The sequence below is a fragment of the Streptomyces sp. NPDC043876 genome (assembly GCF_056435825.1).
Map to the genome: position 1 here is coordinate 120024 of NZ_JBWKDV010000013.1, position 24339 is coordinate 144362.

Genomic DNA, 24339 nt, shown 5'->3' on the forward strand with positions numbered 1-24339 from the left:
GGGCCTGACACGCCCCGGCGGCCCGTACCACACGCTGCGGTACGGGCCGTCGGGCACTTCGTCCCCCCTCACTCAGCGTGAGGGGAGGGGGGTCCGCAGGTCAGTGCTACAGCGAGCGGAGCGCCTTACCGACGAGTACCGCTCGGTCCTTCGCGGCCGGCAGGTGTTCCAGGCCGAAGCCGAGGAGCACGGTGTCACGCGTAGTGACCGCCGCGTAGGACTTGAACAGCTCCCCGGAGCGGGACCAATCGCCCGGAACATCGGGACTTCCGGCAGGTGCGCCCTGCGCCGTCCATGCCCCGAGCGAGGTCTCGAAGCCCTCGGCCGCCTGGTCGGCGCCGCCGACGGACAGCCGCGCCTCGTCCGCGAAGACCCCGCGGCCGCCGCTGCCCGGGTCGGTGATGGAGGAGAGCGAGACCTCGACGGTCCTGCCCGCGTACGCGCTCAGGTCGAAGGAGACCTGCTTCCAGCCGCCGGAGGAGCCGGTGAAGCTGTTCCACGCGCCGCTGCTGCCCTCGGCGGTGCAGCCGCCGGACGCGAGGGTGAGGTAGTGGCGCAGGAAGGGGTGGCCGTTGATGAAGAAGCCGCCCGCGCACTCCGCCGGGACGGCCGTGCCGCTCTGGCCGCCCGCCTCGGGCAGGGTGGTCCAGTCCTCGGCGCCCGTGGTGTGGGCCTCCAGGACGGCGTGGTCGTAGCCCGGCTCGGTGTCCCAGTTCAGGGCCATCTTGAGGGTGGGCCGGTCGGCGGCGCTGACCCCGGTCAGGTCGACCGTGCGAACCAGGCGCTTCCAGTCGTTGTCGTTGTGGACGGCCGAGGCCATCCAGGACCCGGCGTAGGGGGCGTAGGGATTGACGATGCCGTCGTACAGGCCCGCCTGGGCGCTCTTGAACTGCGGGAACTGCGCGGCGGCCAGGGTGTCGGAGGTGACGCTGTAGGCACCGGGCCGGTCCAGCGGGTTGCCGGGGGCGCCGCCGAGCGTTCCCTTGGCGCCGCCGAGCGCGCCCGCGCCGGTGAAGCCGGTCGCGCCCGTGCCGGTGCTGCGGTCGTAGGCGCCGAGGTAGTACTGGCTGAAGTCGTCGGTGACCGCGCGCCCGACCTTGGCGTCGCCGCCGGCCAGTTCACCGGCCTCGATCAGCTTGCCGCCCTCGTTCAGGAAGTCGCGGACCGCCAGCTGGGTGGGGCCGCCGGGAGCCTGGGCGCCCGTGTAGTGGACGGCCGTGCCGAAGTGGGAGAGCACCCCGAGGTGGTGCGGGGCGCCCTGGGTGGCGACGTCCCAGACGGCGGCGGAGCGTCCGTTGGCGCGCAGCGCGTCCACGTACGTCTGGGCCTGCTGGGCCTTGGCCCCTTCCTCCGCGATCACCAGGACGTCGGCGCGGGGCCGCTCGGCCACGCTGTAGGTGAAGTGCTCGCTGGAGACCCGCTTGGATCCGTCGCGGCCGGTGAACCAGACCTCGACCTTGTCCCCGGGCCGCGCGCCTTCCACCGCGGCGCGGTACTGGTCGTACCAGTTGTTGTCGTCGCCGCCGTAGGTCTCGCCGCCCTTCCAGGCCTTGAGGTCCTCGTCGTGGACGCGGCCGCCGTTGATCCGGTAGTTGAGTTCCTTGTCCTTCAGCGCCTTGCGGGCGGTGACGGAGACCTTCTGGTCCTCGCCGCGGGCGGCGTAGGAGGTGGTGAAGGGGTCCGTCGTGAAGTCGGCGGCGCTCAGGCCCACCGAGGAGACCGGCTTGTCCGGGTGCGCGGCGGACTGGGCGACCGAGAGCGCGAAGGGGACGTTCTTCTGGAACTCCGCCTGGACGAGCTTCTCGTCGTCCGGGAAGTTGAAGCCGGAGGCGCAGTCCTCGGACTTCCACTGGTCGTCCGGGACGCTGTCGGAGGCGGTCTGGCAGGTGGTCATCTCCGGCGTGAACATCATGACGCCGTTGACGTTGCCCGCGTGGCCGTCCGCCTCGCCGTTGGTGGTGTACAGCTCCGAGGAGACCTGCGGGTAGTACCCGGGGATCGCGGAGTGCTCCGGGGTGCCGGCGAGTGCCTTGTAGGCCACGTCGTCGGGGGTCGGGGTGGCGACCTGCCAGCCCACGCCGTAGAGCAGCAGCTCGGCGGCGGAGTGGTAGTTGACGGCGTACTCGAAGCCGATGCGCTTCTCGAAGGCGTCCAGCGCCGCGGTCTCGGGCTCGGACTCCGCCTTCGGGCCGCGGTAGGTCTCGCTCGACGGGTTGGCCGAGGAGCCCTCGTTGTCGTAGCCCCATTTGTAGGGGAAGTTGCGGTTGAGGTCGACCCCGTCGAGGGCGGTGTGCTTGCCGTCGCCGGTGTTGTCGCGCATGTTCTTGCGCCACAGCCGGTCGCCGTCGGGGGCGTGGGTGAAGTCGTAGCCGTCCGGGTTGGCGGACAGGACGAACCACATCTCGGTGGAGTCGACCAGCTGCGTGATGCGCTGGTCCTTGCCGTAGTTGTCCAGGTAGTGGTGCATCAGCCGCCGGGTCATCTCGGGGGTGATCCACTCGCGGGCGTGCTGGTTGGACATGTACAGGACCGAGGGCTTGGAACCGTCCTTGGCCTGCCGGGCGTTCTTGGTGAGCTTGAGGGCGAGGATGTCCTTGCCCTCCACGGTCTTGCCGATGGAGACGACTTTGGTGAGGCCGGGATGGCTCTGGCCGGTCGAGACGATCTCCTCCTGGAGACCGCCCTTGCCGCTGTAGGGGCGGAAGACCCCGTCGCCGGCCGCCTTGGCGCGCGCGGCGGCCTTGGCCGGGACCTTGCGCTCGGCGAGCTTGACGCCCTGGGCGCCGAGCTGGCCGGCCTGCGCGGTGGTGAGGAACAGCTCGACCCGGGCGGTGCCCCGGTCCGGTGCCTGCGCGGTCAGCTCGTGGGCGTCCTGGCCCGCGGCGAGGACCAGGGGCACCTGCTCCTTGGTGATGTCGGCGTCGTAGACCCGGACTTCATCGGCGGCCGGTCCTGCCGCGGATCCGTTCTGGGCCTGCGCCGCGACCGGTACGGCGGCGAGTGAACCGAAGACGAGTGCGCTTGCGGCGAGGATCGATCTCGCGCGGTGCCTCATGTGCCCCCCTGGGCGTCGTCTGCCACGAAAGAGTTCGCACGACAGGCTCACGACCCTCACATGCCCATGTCAATGGGAAACGCCGAAAGGGGCCCGCACGTGATCACGTGCGGGCCCCTTTCGGCCGAGGACGGACGGTGCGGCCGGGGCCGCGGCGGATCGGCCCGGTCAGCCGACCAGGTTGTCGGCCATCTCCTCGGCCTCGGTGAGGTTCGACTCGGTGCCCGGGATGCCGAGGTCCTGGGCCCGCTTGTCGGCCATCGCCAGCAGCCGCCGGATCCGGCCGGCGACCGCGTCCTTGGTCAGCGGCGGGTCGGCGAGCGCGCCCAGCTCCTCCAGGGAGGCCTGCTTGTGCTCCATGCGCAGCCGCCCGGCCGCCGCCAGGTGCTCGGGGACCTCGTCGGCGAGGATCTCCAGGGCGCGCTGGACGCGGGCTCCCGCGGCCACCGCGGCCCGGGCCGAGCGGCGCAGGTTGGCGTCGTCGAAGTTGGCGAGCCGGTTGGCGGTGGCGCGGACCTCGCGCCGCATCCGGCGCTCCTCCCAGGCCAGCACCGAGTCGTGGGCGCCGAGGCGGGTCAGCAGGGCGCCGATCGCGTCGCCGTCGCGGACCACCACCCGGTCCACCCCGCGCACCTCGCGCGCCTTGGCGGCGATGGAGAGCCTGCGGGCGGCGCCCACCAGGGCCAGGGCGGCCTCCGGACCGGGGCAGGTGACCTCCAGGGAGGAGGACCGGCCCGGTTCGGTGAGCGAGCCGTGGGCCAGGAAGGCACCGCGCCAGGCGGCCTCCGCGTCGCAGGTCGCACCGGAGACCACCTGCGGGGGGAGGCCCCGGATCGGGCGGCCGCGGCCGTCGACGAGCCCGGTCTGGCGCGCCAGCTGGTCACCGCCGGCGACGACCCGGACGACGTACCGGTTGCCGCGGCGCAGCCCGCCGGGGGCCATGATCACCAGGTCCGAGGAGTGGCCGAAGATCTCCAGGATGTCCTTGCGCAGCCGCCTCGCCGCGATCCCCGCGTCCAGCTCCGCCTCGATGACGATGCGGCCGCTCACCAGGTGCAGCCCGCCCGCGAACCGGAGGATCGCCGAGACCTCCGCCTTCCGGCAGCAGGTACGGGTGACGGGCAGCCGGGCGATCTCATCCTTCACCGCGGGCGTCATCGCCATGGGCCGATCCTTCCATGCATCCGAAAAATACGGTCGTACGCGGCGGCCAACAGCTCCGGATCGTGCTTCGGAGTCCCGTCGGGCCTGGCCACCGGCGCCAGCTCGACCGCGGCACCGAACCGTTTCGCGGCATCGGAGAGTGACTCGCGGTCGGGCACGGCGGCCTCGTCGGCCAGCACCACGTCCAGGGCGAGTTTAGGGGCGTGTCGGGCCAAAACCTCCAAATGACGCTGCGGAGAGAACCCCTCTGTTTCACCGGGTTGCGGCGCGAGGTTCAGCGAGAGGATCCGCCGGGCCTTCGTCTGGACCAGTGCGTCGAGCAGTTCCGGCACCAGGAGGTGCGGGATCACCGAGGAGAACCAGGAGCCCGGGCCGAGCACCACCCAGTCGGCGTCCAGGACCGCGGCGACGGCCTCCGGCACGGCCGGCGGGTCGCTCGGCACCAGCTGTACGGACTGCACCTCGCCCGGGGTCAGCGCCACCGTGGCCTGGCCACGGACGGTGTCCACGTCGTCCGGGCGGGCCGGGTCGTGGCCGCGCACCAGCGCCTGGAGCTCCAGGGGCACGGCCGACATCGGCAGCACCCGGCCGTGCGCGCCGAGCAGCTTGCCGACGAGGTCCAGGGCCTGCACCGGGTCGCCGAGCTTCTCCCACAGGGCGACGATCAGCAGGTTGCCGACCGCGTGCCCGTGCAGGTCACCGCGGGACTCGAAGCGGTGCTGGATGACCCGGGACCAGGTCTGGCCCCATTCGTCGTCCCCGCACAGCGCGGCCAGCGCCTTGCGCAGGTCGCCGGGCGGCAGGACGCCCAGCTCCTCGCGCAGCCGGCCGCTGGAGCCCCCGTCGTCGGCGACGGTGACCACGGCCGTGAGGTCGCCGGTGATCCGGCGCAGCGCGGCCAGGGAGGCGGACAGGCCCATGCCGCCGCCGAGGGCGACGACCTTGGGCGCGACCGCCTCGGGCGCGGCGCCGCGCCGCAGCTCGGCGGCCGGGGCGCCGTTGCCGCCCCGGCCCGCCGTCAGCCGGCGCAGGCGGCGCAGCCGCAGGCTCCGTCCGGTCACTCGCGCCCCATGTCCCGGTGGACGACGACGGTCTCTACTCCCTCGGAGGCGAGGCGGGCGGCGAGCTTCTCGGACATGGCCACGCTGCGGTGCTTGCCGCCGGTGCAGCCGACCGCGATCGTCACGTACCGCTTGCCCTCGCGGCGGTAGCCGGTGGCGATGAGCTGGAGCAGCTCGGTGTAGCGGTCGAGGAACTCCTTGGCGCCGGGCTGGCTGAAGACGTAGCCCGAGACCTCTTCGTTGAGCCCGGTGAAGGGGCGCAGCTCCGGGACCCAGTGCGGGTTCGGGATGAAGCGGCAGTCCACGACGAGGTCGGCGTCGACGGGCAGGCCGTACTTGTAGCCGAAGGACATGACGGTGGCCCGCAGCTCGGGCTCCTCGTCGCCCGCGAACTGGGCGTCCATCTTGGCGCGCAGTTCGTGCACGTTGAGGCTGGAGGTGTCGATGACCAGGTCGGCGTCGCCGCGCAGCTCGCGCAGCAGGTCGCGCTCGGCGGCGATGCCGTCGACGATGCGGCCGTCGCCCTGGAGCGGGTGCGGGCGGCGGACCGATTCGAAGCGGCGCACCAGCGCGTCGTCGGAGGACTCCAGGAACACGATGCGCCGGGTCACCCCGCGCGCTTCGAGGTCGGAGAGCGACTCGCGCAGCGCGTCGAAGAACTGGCGGCCGCGGACGTCGACGACGACGGCGATGCGCGCCACGTTGCCCTGCGAGCGGGCTCCCAGCTCCACCATCGTCGGGATCAGCGCCGGGGGCAGGTTGTCGACGACGAACCAGCCCAGGTCCTCCAGGCACTTGGCCGCCGTACTGCGGCCGGCTCCGGACATGCCGGAGATGATCACCAGCTCGGGGATGGCCGCCTCGGCGGTATCGCCGGGCTCCACTGTCGTGCCCGTACTCACCTGTACTCCGTCTCGGTCGCGCTCTGCTGCGTGCTCGGTCATTGCTCGCTCCCCCGTTCGGACGGTGCTCCCGCGGGCGCGGGGGCCTCGTCCTCAATGATCTCTCCTGTGGCCGTGTTGACGGCCGGAGCGGCGGGAGCCGCCTGGGCGAGGGCCACGGCCACGGTCTCGGCCGTCTTGCGGCCTATACCCGGGACCTCGCAGATCTGGTCGATTGTCGCCTGTCTCAGCTTCTTCACCGAACCGAAGTGCTTGATCAGCGCCAGCCTGCGGCTCTCCCCCAGGCCGGGTACGTCGTCCAGCGGTCCGGATTTCAGCCGCTTGGCCCGCTTGCCGCGCTGGTACTGGATGGCGAAGCGGTGGGCTTCGTCACGCACCCGCTGGAGCAGGTAGAGCCCCTCGCTGGTACGGGGCAGCACCACCGGGTCGCTCTCGCCGGGCAGCCACACCTCCTCCAGCCGCTTGGCCAGGCCGCACACGGCGACGTCGTCGATGCCCAGCTCGGCCAGGGCCCGCTGGGCGGCGGCGACCTGCGGCTGGCCGCCGTCCACCACAACGAGCTGGGGCGGGTAGGCGAAACGCTTCGGGCGGCCGTCATCCGTCTCCGCCGGGACCTCGCCGCCCGCGAGGCCGCCGTCGAGCCCGTCGACGACCGCGCCCTCCTCGGGCGACCACTCCCCCGTCCGGAGCTTCTCGCGCAGGTAGCGGCGGAAGCGGCGGGAGACCACCTCGTGCATGGAGCGGACGTCGTCCTGCCCCTCGAAGCCCTTGATCTCGAAGCGGCGGTACTCGCTCTTGCGGGGCAGGCCGTCCTCGAAGACCACCATGGAGGCCACCACGTCGTCGCCCTGGAGGTGCGAGATGTCGAAGCACTCGATGCGCAGCGGGGCGGTGTCCAGGTCCAGTGCCCCGGCGATCTCCTCCAGCGCCCGGGAGCGCGTGGTCAGGTCGCCCGCGCGCTTGGTCTTGTGCAGGGCCAGGGACTGCTGGGCGTTGCGGTGGACGGTCTCCATCAGGGACTTCTTGTCGCCGCGCTGCGGGATGCGCAGGCTGACCTGGGAGCCGCGGCGGCCGCCGAGCCACTCGGCCACGGCGGGGGCGTCCTCGGGCAGGGCCGGGACCAGCACCTCCTTGGGCACGGCCTCGCCCCGCTCCTCCCCGTACAGCTGCTGGAGGGCGTGCTCGACGAGCCCGGCCGTGTCGACGGCCTCGACCTTGTCGGTGATCCAGCCGCGCTGGCCGCGCACCCGTCCGCCGCGGACGTGGAAGATCTGGACGGCGGCCTCCAGCTCGTCCTCGGCGACCGCGATCAGGTCGGCGTCGGTGGCGTCGGCGAGCACCACCGCGTTCTTCTCCATGGCCCGCCGCAGGGCCCCGATGTCGTCGCGGAGCCGGGCGGCCTTCTCGTACTCCATGTCCTCGGCCGCCACCCGCATCTCGCCTTCGAGGCGGGTGAGGTAGGTGCCGGTGCGCCCGGCCATGAAGTCGCAGAAGTCCTCGGCCAGTTCCCGGTGCTCCTCGGGGGTGACCCGGCCGACGCAGGGCGCGGAGCACTTGCCGATGTAGCCGAGCAGGCAGGGGCGGCCGATCTGCGCGGACCGCTTGAAGACCCCGGCCGAGCAGGTGCGTACGGGGAACACCCGCAGCATCAGGTCGACGGTCTCGCGGATGGCCCACGCGTGCCCGTACGGCCCGAAGTAGCGCACGCCCTTCTTCTTCGGGCCGCGCATCACCTGGACGCGGGGGTACTGCTCGTTGAGCGTGACGGCGAGCGAGGGGTAGCTCTTGTCGTCGCGGTACTTGACGTTGAACCGGGGGTCGTACTCCTTGATCCAGGAGTACTCAAGCTGGAGCGCCTCGACCTCGGTGGAGACCACCGTCCACTCGACGGACGCGGCGGTGGTCACCATCGTGGCGGTGCGCGGGTGCAGGCCCGCGACGTCCTGGAAGTAGCTGGCCAGGCGCTGGCGCAGGCTCTTGGCCTTCCCGACGTAGATCACCCGGCGGTGCTCGTCGCGGAATCGGTAGACCCCCGGGGAGTCGGGGATCTGTCCCGGTCTGGGGCGGTAGCTGGAAGGGTCGGCCATGGCATCAGCCTACTTGCGGCCTCTGACAACCGGCCCTCACCTTGGCGGCGTCGCGGGACCCCGCTCGGCACAATCCAGCCCGGCCGGGCACAATCCAGCCCCGCCGGCGTTTGAGGCGCGGGGTCCGCCGACGAGGCCCGCTCGGCCCCGTCCAGCCCCGCCGGCGTTTGAGGCGCGGGGTCCGGGGCGGAGCCCCGGCGGCGGCGCCGCACCCGGACGGGGCCCGGCCGCCCGAGCGACGGCCGGACCCCACCCCCGCCGGGCGGCTACACCCGCACCGCCCGGCGCCGAGCCCTGCGCACGCCGAGCGCGCCGAGCCCGGCGACCCCGAGCGCTGCGGCCACGCCCCCGCCCGCGAGGGCCACCGCACCGGGCCCCGCGTCCGGGTCACCCCCGGTCACGGCCACGGCCACGGACCCCGCACCCGCCTCGGCAGGCCCGAACCCCCCGGCCTCACCCTCCTGGGCATAGGCGGAGCCGGGCAGCTTGTCCCCGTACGCCTTCACGACGCGCTCCCGGTAGGCGGCGAGGGTGGTGCCCCGCGCCCCCACGGCCTTCGTCGCGTCCTCGTCCAGCGGCAGCACACTGCTCCCCCGGGCGACGTACCAGGCGTCGATCTGCGGTTCGCGGAAGACCGTCCCGCCGGGCAGGGCGGCGGCCCCCAGCCGGGCGTAGCGGAATTCGTCGTCACCGGTGGCGATGTTCACCACCTGCCAGCCCGCCCCGGTCCGGGCGGTCCACAGGGCGGCCTCCTGCCCGTCGGAGGACACCGCCTTGCTGGCGAGGAACTCCAGCCGGGCGACGGGCGCGCCCGCCCGGCCCGCGACGAACTCCGGGGAGAGGTAGTTGACGGGGATCGCCTCGCCCTCGATGCGGGGCCGGGCGGTGGTCAGGGAGACCTTGCCCTCCCGGGAGAAGAACCGGGAGAGGGTGGCCAGGGTCTCGGGTGCGGCGGCCGCCTGGTGGGCGGCGGCCCGGACCTCGGCGGTGGCGGCCGGGGGCTGCGGGACGGGGGCGGCCGAGGCCTGCGGGGCCAGGCCCAACAGGGCGGCGGCGAGGGCGCCGGTCACCAGGGCGGCTGCGCGTCGGTTCATGGCGCTCACGCCCCGATCCGGTAGAGCGAGTGGGTCCAGGAGAAGGTGCTGTTGTCGACGTACCAGGCGTGGGAGGCCCAGTTGTAGCGGTCGCTGGAGGGCCAGGGGTCGCCCCAGTACACCCAGTTGCTGGCCGTGTCGTAGCCGTAGACGACGTGCATGTGGCCGCCGCCGTTGGCCCACTGGATGCGGGTCTCGACCGGCCGGTTGGCGTTGATCTCGCTCTGGACGGTGGAGTACTGGAGCCAGCCGGTCACGTACGAGCCGGAGTTGATCCCGGCCCAGCGCAGGGCGGTCTGCACGTTGGCGAGGTTGGCCTGGTTGTTGGGGCAGTCGTAGCCCTGCTGGCGGTTGAAGGCGGCGTTGCAGAACTGGTTCTGGCTGTAGGTGCGGCCGAACCAGGTGGCGATGGTGTTGCCACTGGCAGCCCAGCACCAGTTGGTCTTCTGCTGTGCCTGCATGGTGATGTTCAGGCGCTTGGCGGCGAGCGTCGCGCTGCCGGCCCCGGCGTCGGCGGCGGTTGCCGTGCCGGTGGGCAGTGCGAACAGGAGAGCGGTGAGGAAGGCGGCCAGGGAAAGCCGCCGGTGGGGATCGCGCATCGCGTTCCTCCCGAGGGGGGAGTGGGGGTGGAGGACCGCGTCCGGACGCTGTGGAGGAGCATCGGGGTGTTGTCGCGAGCAGGTCAACACGCTTCAATACGCGGTGACATTGCAATGTGAATGAGGAAGCCGGGATGTGAACGGCCGCCGCTCTGTCACCTGGACCACGGGCGTCACCGGCGCACTCCCCCGCCCCCTCACGCGTGAACGTTCACAAAGGAGTCGCCATGCTGCCGACCGTGCGGAGCGGCGGGTCCGGGAGCCGGGGCGGCCCGCCGCGCGGCCCGGGCGACGGCGCGGCGCCCGAGGGCATGCATCCGGAGGAATTCGCGCTGCTGCTGCGCGCCGGGCCCTTCCACCTCGCACTGCGCGCCGCGCTCGCCGCCCGCGGCCTGCCCCTGCACCGGGTCCAGCACCGGCTCGCCGCGCGCGGCATCAAGGTCGGGGTCACCAGCCTCAGTTACTGGCAGCAGGGCGCCCGGCGGCCCCGGCGCGCCGAGTCCCTGCGCGCGGTGCGGGCCCTGGAGCAGATCCTGGAACTGCCCCCGGGCACGCTCGTACGGCTCCTGGGCGGGTCCGCAGGGCCGGGCACCGACGCCCCCCGCCCGGCCGCGCGCCCCTTCCGGTCCCTGGTGGGCACGGGGGCGGCCGTCGAGGACCTGCTGGCCGGCATGGGCCTCCCGGCGGACGGCGGACTGCATACGGTCGGCCACCACGAACGGGTCCGGATCGGGGCCCGGCGCGAGCTGCTGGGCCGCGACTCCCAGCACGTCGTACGGGCCCACCGGGACGGCATCGACCGCTACCTCGCGATCCACGAGGGCGACCCGGGCTGCGATCCGGCCGCGGTGCGGGTACTGGCGCACGACAACTGCCGGACCGGGCGGATCCGGCGGGACCCGGAAGCGGGGCTGGTGGTCGCGGAGCTGCTCTTCGACGCGCGGCTGCGCAGCGGCGATACGTACGTCTTCGGCTACGGCTTCGAGGACGGCACCGGCAGCCGCAGCAGCGAGTACGTCCGGGGGTTCGGCTACGCGGGCGGCCAGTACGTGCTCCAGGTCCGCTTCGACGCGGCCGCCCTGCCCGTGAGCTGCCGGCGCTTTCGCCAGTCGGGCCCCGGCGCCCCGCGCAGCGAGCTGTCGGCGCTCACCCCGAGCGGCGGGCACCGCGCGGTCCACCTGGTGGAGCAGGGCGTCCGGCGCGGCATCCTCGGCATCGGCTGGGAGTGGGACTAGGGGGTGTCTGATGGATCTCCGTGGGTAAGGAGCGGCGTCCGGTGCGTGCTCTCGGTGTGCCGGCCGGAAGCTCGCGTACTGGACGTACTTGGGCTTTCGGCCGGTGCGGCGAGAGCGCGTGCCGGGCGTCGCGACGCCACGGAGATCCATCAGACACCCCCTAGAGAGCGGCCGCCCGCCGGGTCAGCCCGCGATGAGCTTGCCGCCCTCGGCGCGGACGGGGACGGACGGCAGCGGCTCGGTCGCCGGGCCCTGCACCACCTTGCCGGTGGCGGCGTCGAACCGGCTGCCGTGGCAGGGGCAGTTGCCGTGCCCCTCGACGATCTTGTCCAGCACGCAGCCCGCATGGGTGCACTGGGCGCTGAACGCCGCGTACTGGCCCTGTGCGGGGCAGTGCACGAGGAGCTTGTGCTCCCGGTAGAGCTTGGAGCCGCCGACCGGCACGTCCGCAGCGGCGCCCAGGTCCACGGGGGCGGTCGGGGTCGCGGAGGCGCCCTCGCCGCCGGTCCCGGGCGAGCAGGCGCCGAGCGTGAGGCCGGCCCCGGCGGACCCGGCGAGGGCGGCGGCGCCCTTGAGCACGGTACGGCGGGCGGCGGCGGACTGCGGCGCGGACATGGGGCTCTCCTGGGGGCGGGTGGTACGGGGGGACACCGGTGGGTCGGCCGTGGCGGCTGGGGCGCCGCCGACGCGCCCACCCGACGATACCGCCGCCCGATGCGGTAGCTTCCCCCGCGTGATCGTCGTCGCTGGAGAAGCCCTGATCGACCTGGTGCCCGTGGCGCAGCCGCCGGGCGCGCTGGTGCCCAGGGCGGGCGGGGGCCCGTACAACACGGCGCTGGCACTGGGCCGGCTCGGCGCCGAGGTGGCCTTCTGCTCCCGGGTGTCGACGGACGGCTTCGGGGAGATGCTGCTCGCCGGGCTGCGAGCGGCGGGGGTGGACCTGGCGCCGGTGCAGCGCGGGCCGGAGCCGACCACGCTGGCCGTGCCCTCGCTGGCCCCGGACGGCTCGGCCGCCTACGGGTTCTACGTCGAGGGCACCGCCGACCGGCTCTTCACGCTGCCCGACGCCCTTCCCGCGGGGGCCCTGGCGCTGGCCCTGGGGACCTGTTCGCTCGTGCTGGAACCGGGGGCGAGCGCGTACGAGGCCCTGCTGCGCCGGGAGTCCGCGCGCGGGCTGCTGACCCTGCTCGACCCCAACGTCCGCCCGGCGCTGATCGCGGACCCGGCGGCGTACCGGGCCCGCTTCCTGTCCTGGCTGCCGTACGTGCGCCTGCTCAAGCTCTCCGAGGAGGACGCGGCCTGGCTGGGCGGCCGGCCCGAGGAGTGGCTCGCGGCCGGGCCGTCGGCGGTGGTGCTGACCCGGGGCGCGGCGGGGCTGTCGGCGTGGACCCGGGACGGCGGGCGGTTCTCGGTGCCGGGGCTGCGGGTCGCCGTCGCGGACACGATCGGCGCGGGTGACACCGTGAACGCCGCGCTCCTGCACCGCCTGGCGGGTGGCCCGCAGGCGTGGGACGGGTCCGGCGCGCCGGTGGACTGGCCCGGGGTGCTGGCGTACGCCGCCCGCGCGGCCGCCCTGACCTGCACCCGGGCGGGCGCGGAACCGCCGTACGCCGCCGAGCTCAGCGCAGGGCGGCCCACACCGTAGCGGCGACGGCCGGGGCGAAGTCGGCCACCGGTTCGACGACCGCCGGGCCGGAGAAGTGCAGGAAGAACGCCCGCTGGAAGCAGGCGCCGAGCAGCAGCGCGGCGGCCGCGCGCGGGTCGGCGTCGGCGCGGATCCTGCCGTGCTCGCGCTCGCGGCGCAGGCAGTCGACGAGCGCGTCGAGCACCGCGTGCGGACCCTTGCCGATCTCCGCGAGGCCTTCGCGGTGCCGGCTCAGCAGGGCCGGTTCGGCGAAGAGGGAGCCCGCGATGGGCATGGCGTCGGCGTAGAAGCGGGCCGCGTGCCCGGCGATGTCCGCGAGCCGTTCCGGGACGGGCCGCTCCCCGGGGGCGGCGGCCAGGGCAGCCATCAGGGCGCCCGCGTTGGGCAGGCGTTCGAGCAGCACCCGGACGAACAGCTCTTCCTTGTTCGCGAAGTGCTTGTACAGCGCCGCCTCCGAGCAGCCGGCCTCGCGGGCGATGGCCTTGGTGGTGGCGTTCGCGAGACCGGTGGTGCGCATCAGGGTCTCGGCGGCGTCCAGCAGGCGCTGGGGGGTGGGCCGACCGGACCGGCCGGATTCGCTTGACTTCGGGGTGAGCATTCACTCACCCTAGCGGAGGGAGGGGTGAGTGAATACTCACCCACCCTGGGGCGTGGTCCACGAGGAGACCGGAACCGACGATGAGGAGTCCACGATGAAGATCACGGTGTTCGGGGCCACGGGAGGCGTGGGCCGCGAGGTCGTGCGCCAGGCGCTCGACGCGGGTCACGAGGTCACCGCCGTGGTGCGGGACCCGGCGCGGCTGACGGTGCCGGAGCACGAACGGCTCCGCGTGGCGACGGTCCCCGACGTCACGGACGAGGAGGCACTGGTCCCGGTGCTGCGCGGGCGGGACGCGGTGGTCTCCGCACTCGGCCCGAGCAGCAACAAGCAGGCCCGGCTGGCCCCGGTGGCCGGCCCCGCGCTCAGCGCGATCGTCTCGGCCATGGACCGGGCCGGGGTGCGACGGCTCTCCGCGGTGAGCGCGGCGCCGCTGGGTCCGGACCACGCGCAGGACGGCGTCCTCACCCGGGCGGTCGTCATGCCGCTGCTGCGGCGCGCGCTGCGGGACGTGTACGCCGACCTGGCGGTGATGGAGGCGGTGATCGGCGCCAGCGGCACGCAGTGGACGGTGGTCCGGCCGCCGCGCCTGCTGAACAAGCCCGGCACCGGCACCTACCGCCGCGCCGTCGACGCGAACGTCCGGGCCGCCCGCACCATCCCCCGCGCCGATGTCGCCGACGCCCTGCTGGCCGCCCTGACGGACCCGGCGTCCTCCCGCCACGCGGTGGGCATCGCCACCTGACGCCCCGCCCCGCCCCGGCGACCGCCTCGGGGGTCGGCCGCGGGGGCGGAGCGGGGGGCGCGGGGTCCGGGGTGATGCCCCGGACCCCGCTCAGGCCTTGCGGGCCCGGGTCGCCTTCTTGGCCGGGGCGGCGGCCGAGGCGGTCTTCTTCGCCGCCGCCTTCTTCGCGGTGGCGGCGCCCGCCGCGGCCACGGCCTTCTTCGCCGGGGCCCGCTTCTTCGTCGCGGCCCGCGCCGCGGGCACACCGGCGTCCGAGACCCGCTCCGCGCCCAGGATGTCCCGCAGGAACTTGCCGGTGTGGCTGGCCCCCACGGAGGCCACCTGCTCCGGCGTGCCCTCCGCGACCACCAGACCGCCGCCGTAACCGCCCTCGGGGCCCATGTCGATGACCCAGTCGGCGGTCTTGACGACATCGAGGTTGTGCTCGATGACGATCACCGAGTTGCCCTTGTCGACCAGCCCCGACAGCACCTTGATCAGCTTCGAGATGTCCTCGAAGTGCAGACCCGTCGTCGGCTCGTCCAGCACGTAGACCGTCCGGCCCGTCGACCGCTTCTGCAGCTCCGACGCCAGCTTCACCCGCTGCGCCTCACCGCCCGACAGCGTCGGCGCGGACTGCCCAAGCCGCACGTAGCCGAGCCCGACCTCGTTGAGCGTGCGCAGGTGCCGGCTGATCGTCGGAACGGCCTCGAAGAAGCCGAGGGCCTCCTCGATCGGCATGTTCAGCACCTCGGCGATGGACTTGCCCTTGTAGTGCACCTCCAGCGTCTCCCGGTTGTACCGGTCCCCGTGGCAGACCTCGCACGGGACGTAGACGTCGGGCAGGAAGTTCATCTCGATCTTGATCGTGCCGTCGCCGGAGCAGTTCTCGCACCGGCCGCCCTTGACGTTGAAGGAGAAGCGGCCCGGCAGGTAGCCGCGCACCTTCGCCTCCATCGTCTCCGCGAAGAGCTTGCGCACGTGGTCGAAGACGCCGGTGTACGTCGCCGGGTTGGACCGCGGGGTGCGGCCGATCGGCGACTGGTCGACATGGACGACCTTGTCGACGAGGTCGTCGCCCTCCACCCGGGTGTGCCGCCCGGGTACCGTCCGGGCGCCGTTCAGCTCGCGCGCCAGGTGCGTGTAGAGGATGTCGTTGACCAGCGTGGACTTTCCGGAGCCGGACACGCCGGTGACGGCGGTCAGCACCCCCAGCGGGAAGGACACGTCGATGTCGCGCAGGTTGTTCTCCCGCGCGCCGTGGACGGTGAGCATGCGGCTCTCGTCCACCGGCCGCCGCACCTCGGGCAGCTCGATGGACTTCTTCCCGGACAGGTACTGCCCGGTCATCGACTCGGTGTTCTTCAGCAGGTCCTTCAGCGAGCCGCTGTGCACGACCTTGCCGCCGTGCTCACCGGCGCCCGGGCCGATGTCCACGACCCAGTCCGCCACCTTGATGGTGTCCTCGTCGTGCTCGACGACGATCAGCGTGTTGCCCATGTCGCGCAGCCGCACCAGCGTTTCGATCAGCCGGTGGTTGTCGCGCTGGTGCAGGCCGATGGACGGCTCGTCCAGTACGTAGAGCACGCCGACCAGGCCGGAACCGATCTGCGTGGCCAGCCGGATGCGCTGGGCCTCGCCGCCGGACAGGGTGCCCGCGGCGCGGTTGAGCGAGAGGTAGTCCAGGCCGACGTCCACGAGGAAGCGCAGCCGCTCGTTGACCTCCTTGAGCACCCGCTCGGCGATCTTCTTGTCGCGGGCGTCCAGGCGCAGTTCGCCCAGGAACTCGGCGCACTCGCTGATCGACATCGCGGACACCGCGGCGATGGACTTGCCCATCACGGTCACCGCGAGCACGATCGGCTTGAGCCGGGTGCCCTCGCAGGTCGGGCAGGGCACCTCGCGCATGTAGCCCTCGAAGCGCTCGCGGCTGGTGTCGCTCTCCGCCTCCGAGTGCCGCCGCTTGACGAAGGGCACGGCGCCTTCGAAGGCGGTCGTGTAGGCCCGCTCGCGCCCGTACCGGTTGCGGTAGCGGACCTCGATCTGCGTCTTGTGGCCGTACAGCAGGGCCTTCTTGGCCCGCTGCGGCAGTCCGGCCCAGGGGATGTCCGTACGGAATCCCAGCTCGCCCGCGAGCGCGCCGATCAGCCGCTGGAAGTAGTCCTTGGTGTGGCCGAGCGACCACGGCGAGATCGCGCCCTCTTCGAGGGACTTGTCCTCGTCGGGGATGATCAGCTCGGGGTCCACCTCCATGCGCGTACCGATACCGGTGCACTCGGGGCAGGCGCCGAAGGGCGAGTTGAAGGAGAAGGAGCGCGGCTCCAGCTCCTCGAAGGACAGGTCGTCGTACGGGCAGTAGAGGTGCTCGGAGAACATCCGCTCACGCTCGGGGTCGTCCTCGGCGAGGTCGACGAAGTCCAGGATGACCATGCCGCCGGAGAGGCCGAGCGCGGTCTCCACCGAGTCGGTGAGCCGCCGCTTGGCGCCGTCCTTGACGGTGAGGCGGTCGACGACCACCTCGATCGTGTGCTTCTCCTGCTTCTTCAGCGTGGGCGGCTCGGAGAGCTGGATCGTCGTCCCGTCCACCCGGGCCCGGCTGTAGCCCTTGGTCTGGAGGTCGGCGAAGAGGTCGACGAACTCGCCCTTGCGCTCGCGCACGAGCGGCGAGAGCACCTGGAAGCGGCTGCCCTCGGGCAGCGCGAGCACCCGGTCGACGATCGCCTGCGGCGACTGCCGCGCGATCGGACGGCTGCACTCGGGGCAGTGCGGCTTGCCGATGCGGGCGAAGAGCAGGCGGAGGTAGTCGTAGACCTCGGTGATGGTGCCGACGGTGGAGCGCGGGTTGCGCGAGGTCGACTTCTGGTCGATCGAGACGGCCGGGGAGAGGCCCTCGATGAAGTCGACGTCGGGCTTGTCCATCTGCCCCAGGAACTGACGGGCGTAGGACGACAGCGACTCGACGTAGCGGCGCTGGCCCTCGGCGAAGATCGTGTCGAAGGCCAGGGAGGACTTGCCCGACCCGGAGAGTCCGGTAAAGACGATGAGTGAGTCGCGGGGCAGGTCGAGCGAAACGTTCTTGAGGTTGTGCTCGCGAGCGCCACGAACGATGAGACGGTCGGTCACGCCGGTCCGCACCTTTCTTGAGAGAGCGGGGGACGGGCCCCGGCCATCCAGAGTATGGGAGGGGGGAGGCGCCGCTGGGGTGTGTGTCTTGTTCTCCGAGCGTATAGCACGTGCATTCGATTTACGGCACTCCGCAGAGTGCTTCACCCGATCGTGTGGCAGCGCTAGGGTCGGCCCCATGATTGATCATGTGCACGACCTGCGATCCCTACGCGAAGCCACGGACCGACTGCTGACCGCGGCCGCGAAACTGGACAACGCCGCCGTGGCCGAGGCGTCACGCCTGCCGGGCTGGTCCCGGGGTCACGTCCTCGCCCACCTCTCCCGCAACGCCGACGCCCTCGTGAACGTGTTCGAGGGGCGTCCGATGTACGAGAGCGCCACCGCCCGCGACGCCGACATCGCGCGCGACGCAGGGCGGCCTCTGGTGGAACAGCTGGAGGACGTGCGGAATTCCGCCGCCGCCTTCGAGACCGTGGCCGGAGCCCCCCAGGACTGGTCCCGCACGGTCGAGCTGCGCAACGGGGTCACCGACAGCGCCTCCCGGATCCCCTTCCGCCGCCTCGTCGAGGTCGAGCTGCACCACGTGGACCTCGGGATCGGCTACGAGCTGGCGGACCTCCCGGACGAGTTCACCGAGCGCGAGATCGTCTTCCTGGCCGACCGCTGGTCCGGGCACCCCGAGGTGCCGCCGGTGACGCTGTCTACGGGGGACGGCCGCACCTGGCGCACCGGCTCCGCCGACGGCTCCCCGGTCACCCTGACCGGTACCCCGGCGCAGCTCCTGGCCTGGCTGGCCGGGCGCGGCGACAAGGGCGACGCCCTGACCACCGCGGGCGGTCCCCTCCCTCTGCTGCCTCCGCTCTAGGATCAGGTCATGACGTACAGCGGAGCGGTGAAGGTCGGCGGTCCGGCCGACGTGCACGAACTCGCGGACCTGATGATTTCCAAGGTCGCCGTGGGCGACATGAACAACAACGCCTACCTGCTGCGCTGCCGGGCGACCGGCGAGCAGCTGCTGATCGACGCGGCCGCCGAGGCCGCCACCCTGCTCGGCCTGATCGGTGACGACGGCATCACGGCGGTCGTCACCACCCACCGGCACGGCGACCACTGGGGCGCCCTGCGCGAGGTGGTCGACGCGACCGGAGCCCGGACCTACGCCGGGCGCCACGACACCGAGGGCATCCCGGTGCCGACGGACGTCCCGGTCGAGGACGGCGACACCCTGACCTTCGGGCGGGTCACCCTGACCGCCCGCCACCTGGTCGGCCACACCCCCGGCTCGATCGCCCTGGTCTACGACGACCCGCACGGGCACCCGCACGTCTTCACCGGGGACTGCCTCTTCCCGGGCGGCGTCGGCAATACCGGGGGCGACGCGAAGGCGTTCGCCCGGCTCCTCGGCGACGTCGAGGAGAAGCTCTTCGGGCAGCTCCCGGACGAGGCCTGGGTCTACCCCGGCCACGGCAACGACACCACGATCGGCGCCGAGCGCCCGCAGCTCGCGCAGTGGCGCGAGCGCGGCTGGTAACCCCTCCTCCCTCCCGGCTCCGGGCCGCCCCTCCCCAGCGGAAGGGCGGCCCGCGTCAACACCGCGGCGGCGCTCCACCCGTTCCGGCGAAGGAGGCGCGAAGCCGCCCCCCGGCCCCGCGCGGCGGGGTACTTGCTGCACCATGCACCAAGATCGCTCCACCCGCCCGGACCCGTCCGATCCGGGCCCCCGTGACCACGCCCCGCACCGGGACCGCTCCCCCTCGATGCTCCGCCTCGCCTCGGCCTCGCTCGTCGGCACGGCCATCGAGTTCTACGACTTCTTCGTCTACGGGACCGCCGCCGCCCTGGTCCTCGGCCCCCTGTTCTTCCCCACCTTCTCGCCGCTGGCCGGGACCCTCGCGGCCTTCGGCACCTTCGGCGTGGGCTTCCTCGCCCGCCCGCTGGGCTCGGTGCTCTTCGGCCACGTCGGCGACCGGTACGGCCGGCGGCCGGTGCTGCTCGCGTCCCTGCTGCTGACCGGGCTCGCCACGGTGGCGGTGGGCTGCGTCCCGGCGTACTCCTCGATCGGGGCCGGCGCTCCGGTGCTGCTGCTCCTGCTGCGCTTCCTCCAGGGCCTCGGGCTCGGCGGGGAGTGGGGCGGGGCGGTGCTGCTGACCGCGGAGCACGCCCCCGAGAACCGGCGCGGGCTGTGGTCGAGCTTCCCGCAGATGGGTCCGGCCGTCGGGTTCCTGCTGGCGAACGGGCTGATGCTGGCGCTGTCCGCCGCGCTCACGGACGGCCAGTTCACGTCCTGGGGCTGGCGGGTGCCGTTCTGGGCGGCCGGTCTGCTGGCGCTGTCGGGCCTGTGGCTGCGCCGGTCGGTCGAGGAGACCCCGGAGTTCCGCGGGCTCGCCGCCGACGGCCGGCGGGCGAACGCGCCGGTGGCCGAGGTCGTCCGCGACCACGGGCGGCTGCTCCTGCTCACCGGCGGCGCGCTCGCCGTCGGCTACGCCGTCTTCTACGCGGTGACGACCTGGTCCCTGGCCTACGCGACCGAGCACCTGGGGGTCGACCGCAGCGTGATGCTGGCCTGCGTCATGGCGGCCGTCGCCGTGAAGGGATGCGTCACCCCGCTGGTGGCGGTGCTGGGCGACCGGTACGGGCGGCGCCCGCTCTGCCTGGCCGGGAGCGCGGCCTGCGCGGTGTGGATGTTCCCGCTGGTGGCCCTGTTGCGGACCGCCGACCCGCTGCTGATGACGCTGGGCTGCCTGGGCGCGCTGCTGGGCATGGTGACGATGTTCGCGGTGGTGGGCGCGTACCTGCCGGAGCTGTATCCGCCGCGCGTGCGGTGCACGGGGGCGGCCGTCGGCTACAACCTGGGCGGGGTGCTGGGCGGCGCGCTGACGCCCGTCGTGGCCACCGCGCTGGCCGAGGGCCCGGGGCCGCCCTGGGGGGTGGCCGCGTACCTGACCGTGATCGCCCTGGTCAGCCTCGCGTGCTTCGCCCTGCTGCCGGAGACGCGCCCGGTGGCCGTACGCACGGCGGGGGCGGCCGAAGCGGCCGCCCCCGCCTGAGCGCAATCCCGCGCGCCTCAGCCGACGCTGTCGCGCGACGCGGCCCCGGCGGCGGCCTCGGCCGCCGCCTGCTTCTTCGAGGCGAGCAGGCTGGTGATCGTGGTGATCACCAGGACGCCGCAGATGACGCCGAGCGAGACCGGGATGGAGATCTGCGGGACGTGCACCCCGGACTCGTGCAGGGCGTGCAGCACGAGCTTGATCCCGATGAAGCCCAGGATGATCGACAGGCCGTAGCTGAGGTGGACCAGCTTCTTGAGCAGGCCGCCGATGAGGAAGTACAGCTGGCGCAGGCCCATGAGGGCGAAGGCGTTGGCCGTGAAGACGATGTACGGGTCCTGGGTCAGGCCGAAGATCGCGGGGATGGAGTCCAGGGCGAACAGGATGTCCGTCGTGCCGATGGCGAGCATGACGACCATCAGCGGCGTCAGGACGCGCTTGCCGTTCTCCCGGATGAAGAGCTTGGTGCCGTGGTACCTGTCGGCGACGCCGAACTTCTCCTCGACGGACTTCAGGAGGCGGTTCTCCTCGAACTCCTCGTCCGCCTCGTCCTTGCGGGCCTCCTGGATGAGCTTCCACGCGGTGTAGATCAGGAACGCGCCGAAGATGTAGAAGACCCAGGAGAAGCTGGCGATGATCGCGGCGCCCGCGGCGATGAAGATGGCGCGCAGCACCAGGGCGATCAGCACGCCCACGAGCAGCACCCGCTGCTGGAGGTGGGAGGGCACCGCGAACTTCGCCATGATCAGGACGAAGACGAAGAGGTTGTCGACGCTCAGCGACTTCTCGGTGATGAAGCCGGCGAAGAACTCCTGGGAGGCCTGGCCGTTGCCGAAGACCAGCAGGCCGAGGCCGAAGAGCGCGGCGAGGGCGATCCAGACGACCGTCCAGATGCCCGCTTCCTTGATCGATACGTCGTGCGGTTTACGGCCGATGAAGAAATCGGCTCCGATGAGGATGCCCAGACCGAGAATGGTCAGCACCCAGAGGGTCCACGAAACGTCCACGTTGAACTCGCCTCCGGCGGATGGCTCAGCACTGCGTCAGCGTCATCGCTGCCGGAGGTCTCTTCCACCCGGGCGGCCAGGAGGCCGTGGGCCGACGCCCCGGGACCGGTCACGGTCCGTATTGACGGGCACGCCGTAGCTGGGAAGCAGGAATACTCCCCTCCGCACTCACGAGGGTACCCCGCTCCACCCCTTTTGGTAAAGAGAAGGCCAAGAGAAGGTCAGGCACTGGTCAGGAACCGCTCGGCCGACGGCCCCGCACGGGGCCGTCCGCTCAGGCGCCGCGCCCGCCTCGCGCCTCCACGATCCGGTCCAGCACCTGGTCCAGGACCCGGCTGCCGGGCGGCGGGAACGACGCCTCGAAGGTCCAGGCATGACCCACCCACGGATCGGCCAGGTGGTTGTCGGGGACGGGCGACAGCCGCATCAGCGACCGCCACAGCGGGTCCAGCAGCGGCCCGTACGCCGAGGACTCGTCACGGTCCGCGACCATCAGCAGGTGCACGCCGACCGCGGGACCCTCGTCGGCCAGGTAGCGCAACCGGGTGACCGCCCGGTCGTCGAAGCCATGCGGGAAGTCGTGGACGATCAGCAGCTGCTCGGCGGTGTCCAGGTCCGGCGGCAGGTCCTCCGGCGCCCCGGCCCGCACCGCCATCTGTACGAGGTCCACCCGGCGGGTGAGCCGCGCCAGGGTCTCGGTGACCCCGGCGGCCCCCGCGGCGGGCGGCGCCGCCAGGACGCCCGCCCGCACGAGCGGGGCCAGCGCGTCGGCCCCGGCTCCGGCGGCGTCGATGACGTGCACGGAGAACCGGCCCGCGGGGTGCACGGCGAGCAGCCGTACGGCGTGCGCGACGGCCATGTCCATGGCGGCCCGGCGCAGCGGGGCGGTGTCCGCCGCCATCGACGCCTCGGAGCCGGTCCGGCCGTTGTCGATCCACAGCCCGCGCTCCAGCGGGAACCGCACCAGCATGGGGATGCGCAGCCCGGGGCACTCCGGCAGGTGCAGGTCGCCCAGGCGCAGCGCCAGGGGGGCTTCGGCGGGGATCCGGTGGGCGTGCCAGACGGGGTTGTCCCAGTGGGCGAAGGCGGCGGGGAGCGCGGGTTCGACCACCTCGGATTCGGCCGTCAGCTGGGCGAGGTCCCGGTCCAGGACGGCCCGGGCGCGGCCGACCAGGTCGTCGCGGCGGGCCCGGGCCTTCTCCCGGGCGCCGTCGCCGGAGCCGCCCAGCCGGTTCCGGGGGTCGGCGAGGGCCTCGTCCAGTTCGCGGTCCATCCGGGTCTCGGCGTGGTCGGCGGCGCCGCGGTAGGCGGAGACCGAGCGGGCCAGGTCCTCGAACATGCCCCAGACCTGGTTGTAGAGCCGCTCGTCCATGGTCCAGCCGGTGGCGTCACCGGCGACCGGGCGGGGCGGTTCGCCGGGCCGCGCGGGCGGGGCCTGCGGAGCGGGCGCCGGGGGTGCGTCGGTGCGCGAGCGGCGCGGGTGGGCGTAGCTGATGGTGGGCGGCCCGTCCGGGCCGGAGCCGGGGTCCGCGGGCGGCGGCGGGGGCACCGGGCCGGGGACCGGTTCCTGCGGGGCCGCTGCGAGCGGGGCCGTCGGCGGGGCCGGGGTAGCGGAAGCCGCGGGCGCCGGTACGGGGGGCGGTGCGGGCACGGACTCCGTCCCCGCCGGCGCGGCGGAGTAGGGGGAGCCCGGAGAGCCCGGGACGGGCGCAGGGTCGACGGACCCGGAGCCCGCGGCCGCGTGGGCCTCGGCGGCGAGGTCCGCGGCGGCCGGGGCGCTCAGCCCGTGGTCGGTGAGGAGGGCGGCGAGACCGTCGGCGTACCCCTGGCCGACGGCGCGGACCTTCCAGGCGCCCTGGCGGCGGTACAGCTCGACCGCGACGACGGCGGTCTCCGCGTCCAGCCCGGTCAGGGTGTACCCGGCCAGCTCGGCGCCGTCGGGGGCGGCCACGGCCACGTGCGGCGCGGCGACCGCGCCGAAGCGGGCCGGGCCGCCGGGCGGCAGCGCCAGCACGACCCCGACCCTGTGCACGGCGGCGGGGACCTCGTCCAGGTCGACCGCGAAGGCGTGCCGAGCGGCCGCGGCGCCGGGCACCTCCAGGCCGGGCACCCGGGGCGCACCGGGGTGGGCCAGGGATCCGGGGCCGTCCAGCATCCCCCGGTCGTCGCCCAGCGCGGCCCCGGCGAGCACGGGTGTGCCCGCCGAGACCCTGATCTCCACCCGGTGCCGGGACAGGGGGTGGTTCTGCCCCCGGACCAGTTCGGCCGTCATCGTGCAGCCCCTCCCCCGTCGTACGCGTTCTTGTCGGCGGCCGCCGCCGCCCGCCGGGTGACGGCAGGCGCGGCGGGACCGGTGACTACAGGTGCGGCAGGATCGCCGGAAGCAGGTCCTGGAAGGTCCGGCCGTTGGCCGCGTTGCCCAGGGCCGTCATCTTCCAGCCGGCGCCCGCGCGGTGCACCTTCGCCATGATCTGCGCGGTGTACTGGCCGCCGCCGTCGAGCGTGTAGCGGGCCAGCTCCTGGCCGTTGGTCTCGTCGACGATGCGGCAGAAGGCGTTCTGCACCTCCTGGAACGTCTGGCCGGTGAACGAGTTCACCGTGAAGACGATCTGGTCGATGTGCACCGGTACGCGCTGGAGGTCGACGAGGATCGACTCGTCGTCGCCCCCCTGGCCGGCGCCGCCGACCAGGTTGTCGCCGGTGTGCCGGACCGAACCATCGTCGCTCTGCAGGTGCCGGAAGAAGACGACGTCCATGGGCTCCTTGCCGGCGAACAGCACCGCCGAGGCGTCCAGGTCGATCTCCCGGGTACGGCCGCCGAACAGGCCGCGGCGCTTGGCCGCCTGCCATCCGAGGCCCATGCGGACCGCGGTCAGCGTCCCCCCGTCCGCCTTCTCCAGACTGATGGCCTGACCCTTGGTCATGTTGACCGTCACGCGCTGTCCCCTCTCCATAGCCACCCCCAGGCAGCGAGTACCTGCGGCTGTTCCACGCC

Annotated in this window: 19 protein-coding genes; 6 read left to right on the forward strand and 13 right to left on the reverse strand. The window is 73.1% G+C overall.

Annotated features, from left to right (window positions below):
- Positions 1-106 precede the first annotated feature (106 nt).
- The 7 genes from AC0693_RS32845 to AC0693_RS32875 form a co-directional block, all read right to left on the reverse strand.
- Entirely contained in the window at positions 107-3055 is a 2949-nt protein-coding gene (locus AC0693_RS32845) for a M14 family metallopeptidase (RefSeq protein ID WP_478803794.1), read from the reverse strand.
- Between the two features lie 168 nt (positions 3056-3223).
- On the reverse strand, positions 3224-4219 hold the full coding sequence (gene whiA, locus AC0693_RS32850; protein WP_330329807.1) for a DNA-binding protein WhiA: 996 nt from the start codon (positions 4217-4219) through the stop codon (positions 3224-3226).
- Positions 4210-5280, reverse strand: a complete 1071-nt coding sequence (locus tag AC0693_RS32855) for a gluconeogenesis factor YvcK family protein (RefSeq protein WP_356409270.1) — start codon at positions 5278-5280, stop codon at positions 4210-4212. Before AC0693_RS32855 ends, whiA begins: the two co-directional genes overlap by 10 nt.
- Complete coding sequence (gene rapZ, locus AC0693_RS32860) at positions 5277-6224, reverse strand: RNase adapter RapZ (RefSeq protein ID WP_356409273.1); 948 nt, start codon at positions 6222-6224, stop codon at positions 5277-5279. The genes AC0693_RS32855 and rapZ overlap by 4 nt, the downstream gene beginning before the upstream one ends.
- On the reverse strand, positions 6221-8269 hold the full coding sequence (uvrC, locus tag AC0693_RS32865) for an excinuclease ABC subunit UvrC (protein WP_469318878.1): 2049 nt from the start codon (positions 8267-8269) through the stop codon (positions 6221-6223). The genes rapZ and uvrC overlap by 4 nt, the downstream gene beginning before the upstream one ends.
- A gap of 266 nt (positions 8270-8535) precedes the next feature.
- A complete protein-coding gene (locus AC0693_RS32870) occupies positions 8536-9363 on the reverse strand; it encodes a hypothetical protein (protein ID WP_478803795.1) in 828 nt (275 codons plus the stop codon).
- 5 nt (positions 9364-9368) lie between these two features.
- Positions 9369-9962: a papain-like cysteine protease family protein gene (locus AC0693_RS32875; RefSeq protein WP_356416965.1), complete on the reverse strand. Its 594-nt coding sequence runs from the start codon at positions 9960-9962 to the stop codon at positions 9369-9371.
- Positions 9963-10273: 311 nt separating this feature from the next.
- On the opposite strand from AC0693_RS32875, the gene AC0693_RS32880 reads away from it, so the two are divergent.
- On the forward strand, positions 10274-11197 hold the full coding sequence (locus tag AC0693_RS32880; protein WP_468467607.1) for a hypothetical protein: 924 nt from the start codon (positions 10274-10276) through the stop codon (positions 11195-11197).
- A 183-nt stretch (positions 11198-11380) separates the two neighbouring features.
- Here the strand turns inward: AC0693_RS32880 and AC0693_RS32885 are convergent, their stop codons facing one another.
- On the reverse strand, positions 11381-11812 hold the full coding sequence (locus AC0693_RS32885) for a QcrA and Rieske domain-containing protein (RefSeq protein ID WP_478803796.1): 432 nt from the start codon (positions 11810-11812) through the stop codon (positions 11381-11383).
- Positions 11813-11930: 118 nt separating this feature from the next.
- Between AC0693_RS32885 and AC0693_RS32890 the strand changes: the two genes are divergently transcribed.
- The gene (locus tag AC0693_RS32890; protein WP_478803797.1) at positions 11931-12842 is read left to right on the forward strand and encodes a carbohydrate kinase family protein; all 912 of its coding nucleotides are present in this window, start codon (positions 11931-11933) and stop codon (positions 12840-12842) included.
- On the opposite strand, the gene AC0693_RS32895 is transcribed toward AC0693_RS32890, so the two are convergent.
- Complete coding sequence (locus AC0693_RS32895) at positions 12817-13440, reverse strand: TetR/AcrR family transcriptional regulator (protein WP_356416959.1); 624 nt, start codon at positions 13438-13440, stop codon at positions 12817-12819. The two genes, AC0693_RS32890 and AC0693_RS32895, sit on opposite strands and share 26 nt — an antisense overlap.
- Positions 13441-13534: 94 nt before the next feature.
- On the opposite strand from AC0693_RS32895, the gene AC0693_RS32900 reads away from it, so the two are divergent.
- Positions 13535-14185, forward strand: coding sequence for an NAD(P)-dependent oxidoreductase (locus AC0693_RS32900; RefSeq protein WP_478740384.1), 651 nt, complete (start codon positions 13535-13537; stop codon positions 14183-14185).
- 90 nt (positions 14186-14275) lie between these two features.
- Here the strand turns inward: AC0693_RS32900 and uvrA are convergent, their stop codons facing one another.
- Positions 14276-17287: an excinuclease ABC subunit UvrA gene (uvrA, locus tag AC0693_RS32905; RefSeq protein ID WP_469318883.1), complete on the reverse strand. Its 3012-nt coding sequence runs from the start codon at positions 17285-17287 to the stop codon at positions 14276-14278.
- Between the two features lie 178 nt (positions 17288-17465).
- Here uvrA and AC0693_RS32910 point away from each other — a divergent pair, with 178 nt between their 5' ends.
- The 3 genes from AC0693_RS32910 to AC0693_RS32920 all read left to right on the forward strand — a co-directional run bounded on the left by AC0693_RS32910 (position 17466) and on the right by AC0693_RS32920 (position 20337).
- Positions 17466-18155 carry a maleylpyruvate isomerase family mycothiol-dependent enzyme gene (locus tag AC0693_RS32910; protein WP_478803798.1) on the forward strand — a complete coding sequence of 230 codons (690 nt, stop codon included), beginning with the start codon at positions 17466-17468 and terminating at the stop codon, positions 18153-18155.
- A gap of 9 nt (positions 18156-18164) precedes the next feature.
- Entirely contained in the window at positions 18165-18821 is a 657-nt protein-coding gene (locus AC0693_RS32915; RefSeq protein WP_469318885.1) for an MBL fold metallo-hydrolase, read from the forward strand.
- A 226-nt stretch (positions 18822-19047) separates the two neighbouring features.
- Positions 19048-20337 carry an MFS transporter gene (locus tag AC0693_RS32920; RefSeq protein ID WP_478803823.1) on the forward strand — a complete coding sequence of 430 codons (1290 nt, stop codon included), beginning with the start codon at positions 19048-19050 and terminating at the stop codon, positions 20335-20337.
- A gap of 17 nt (positions 20338-20354) precedes the next feature.
- Here AC0693_RS32920 and AC0693_RS32925 read toward each other — a convergent pair whose 3' ends face one another.
- The 3 genes from AC0693_RS32925 to AC0693_RS32935 form a co-directional block, all read right to left on the reverse strand.
- Positions 20355-21344 carry a TerC family protein gene (locus AC0693_RS32925; protein ID WP_356413017.1) on the reverse strand — a complete coding sequence of 330 codons (990 nt, stop codon included), beginning with the start codon at positions 21342-21344 and terminating at the stop codon, positions 20355-20357.
- 274 nt (positions 21345-21618) lie between these two features.
- Positions 21619-23616, reverse strand: a complete 1998-nt coding sequence (locus AC0693_RS32930; protein ID WP_478803799.1) for a TerD family protein — start codon at positions 23614-23616, stop codon at positions 21619-21621.
- A gap of 85 nt (positions 23617-23701) precedes the next feature.
- Positions 23702-24280 (reverse strand): TerD family protein, encoded by a 579-nt coding sequence (locus AC0693_RS32935; RefSeq protein WP_356413021.1) that lies wholly within the window; start codon positions 24278-24280, stop codon positions 23702-23704.
- Positions 24281-24339: the final 59 nt, after the last annotated feature.

Bases quoted from the DNA above. Each gene is read 5' to 3' on its own strand.
- uvrC (WP_469318878.1), bottom strand. From the start codon at position 8,269: ATGGCCGACCCTTCCAGCTACCGCCCCAGACCGGGACAGATCCCCGAC.
- AC0693_RS32920 (WP_478803823.1), top strand. From the start codon at position 19,048: ATGCTCCGCCTCGCCTCGGCCTCGCTCGTCGGCACGGCCATCGAGTTC.
- AC0693_RS32895 (WP_356416959.1), bottom strand. From the start codon at position 13,440: ATGCTCACCCCGAAGTCAAGCGAATCCGGCCGGTCCGGTCGGCCCACC.
- AC0693_RS32910 (WP_478803798.1), top strand. From the start codon at position 17,466: ATGATTGATCATGTGCACGACCTGCGATCCCTACGCGAAGCCACGGAC.
- AC0693_RS32930 (WP_478803799.1), bottom strand. From the start codon at position 23,616: ATGACGGCCGAACTGGTCCGGGGGCAGAACCACCCCCTGTCCCGGCAC.
- AC0693_RS32880 (WP_468467607.1), top strand. From the start codon at position 10,274: ATGCATCCGGAGGAATTCGCGCTGCTGCTGCGCGCCGGGCCCTTCCAC.
- whiA (WP_330329807.1), bottom strand. From the start codon at position 4,219: ATGGCGATGACGCCCGCGGTGAAGGATGAGATCGCCCGGCTGCCCGTC.
- AC0693_RS32870 (WP_478803795.1), bottom strand. From the start codon at position 9,363: ATGAACCGACGCGCAGCCGCCCTGGTGACCGGCGCCCTCGCCGCCGCC.
- AC0693_RS32900 (WP_478740384.1), top strand. From the start codon at position 13,535: ATGAAGATCACGGTGTTCGGGGCCACGGGAGGCGTGGGCCGCGAGGTC.
- AC0693_RS32915 (WP_469318885.1), top strand. From the start codon at position 18,165: ATGACGTACAGCGGAGCGGTGAAGGTCGGCGGTCCGGCCGACGTGCAC.
- AC0693_RS32845 (WP_478803794.1), bottom strand. From the start codon at position 3,055: ATGAGGCACCGCGCGAGATCGATCCTCGCCGCAAGCGCACTCGTCTTC.
- AC0693_RS32875 (WP_356416965.1), bottom strand. From the start codon at position 9,962: ATGCGCGATCCCCACCGGCGGCTTTCCCTGGCCGCCTTCCTCACCGCT.
- rapZ (WP_356409273.1), bottom strand. From the start codon at position 6,224: ATGACCGAGCACGCAGCAGAGCGCGACCGAGACGGAGTACAGGTGAGT.
- AC0693_RS32885 (WP_478803796.1), bottom strand. From the start codon at position 11,812: ATGTCCGCGCCGCAGTCCGCCGCCGCCCGCCGTACCGTGCTCAAGGGC.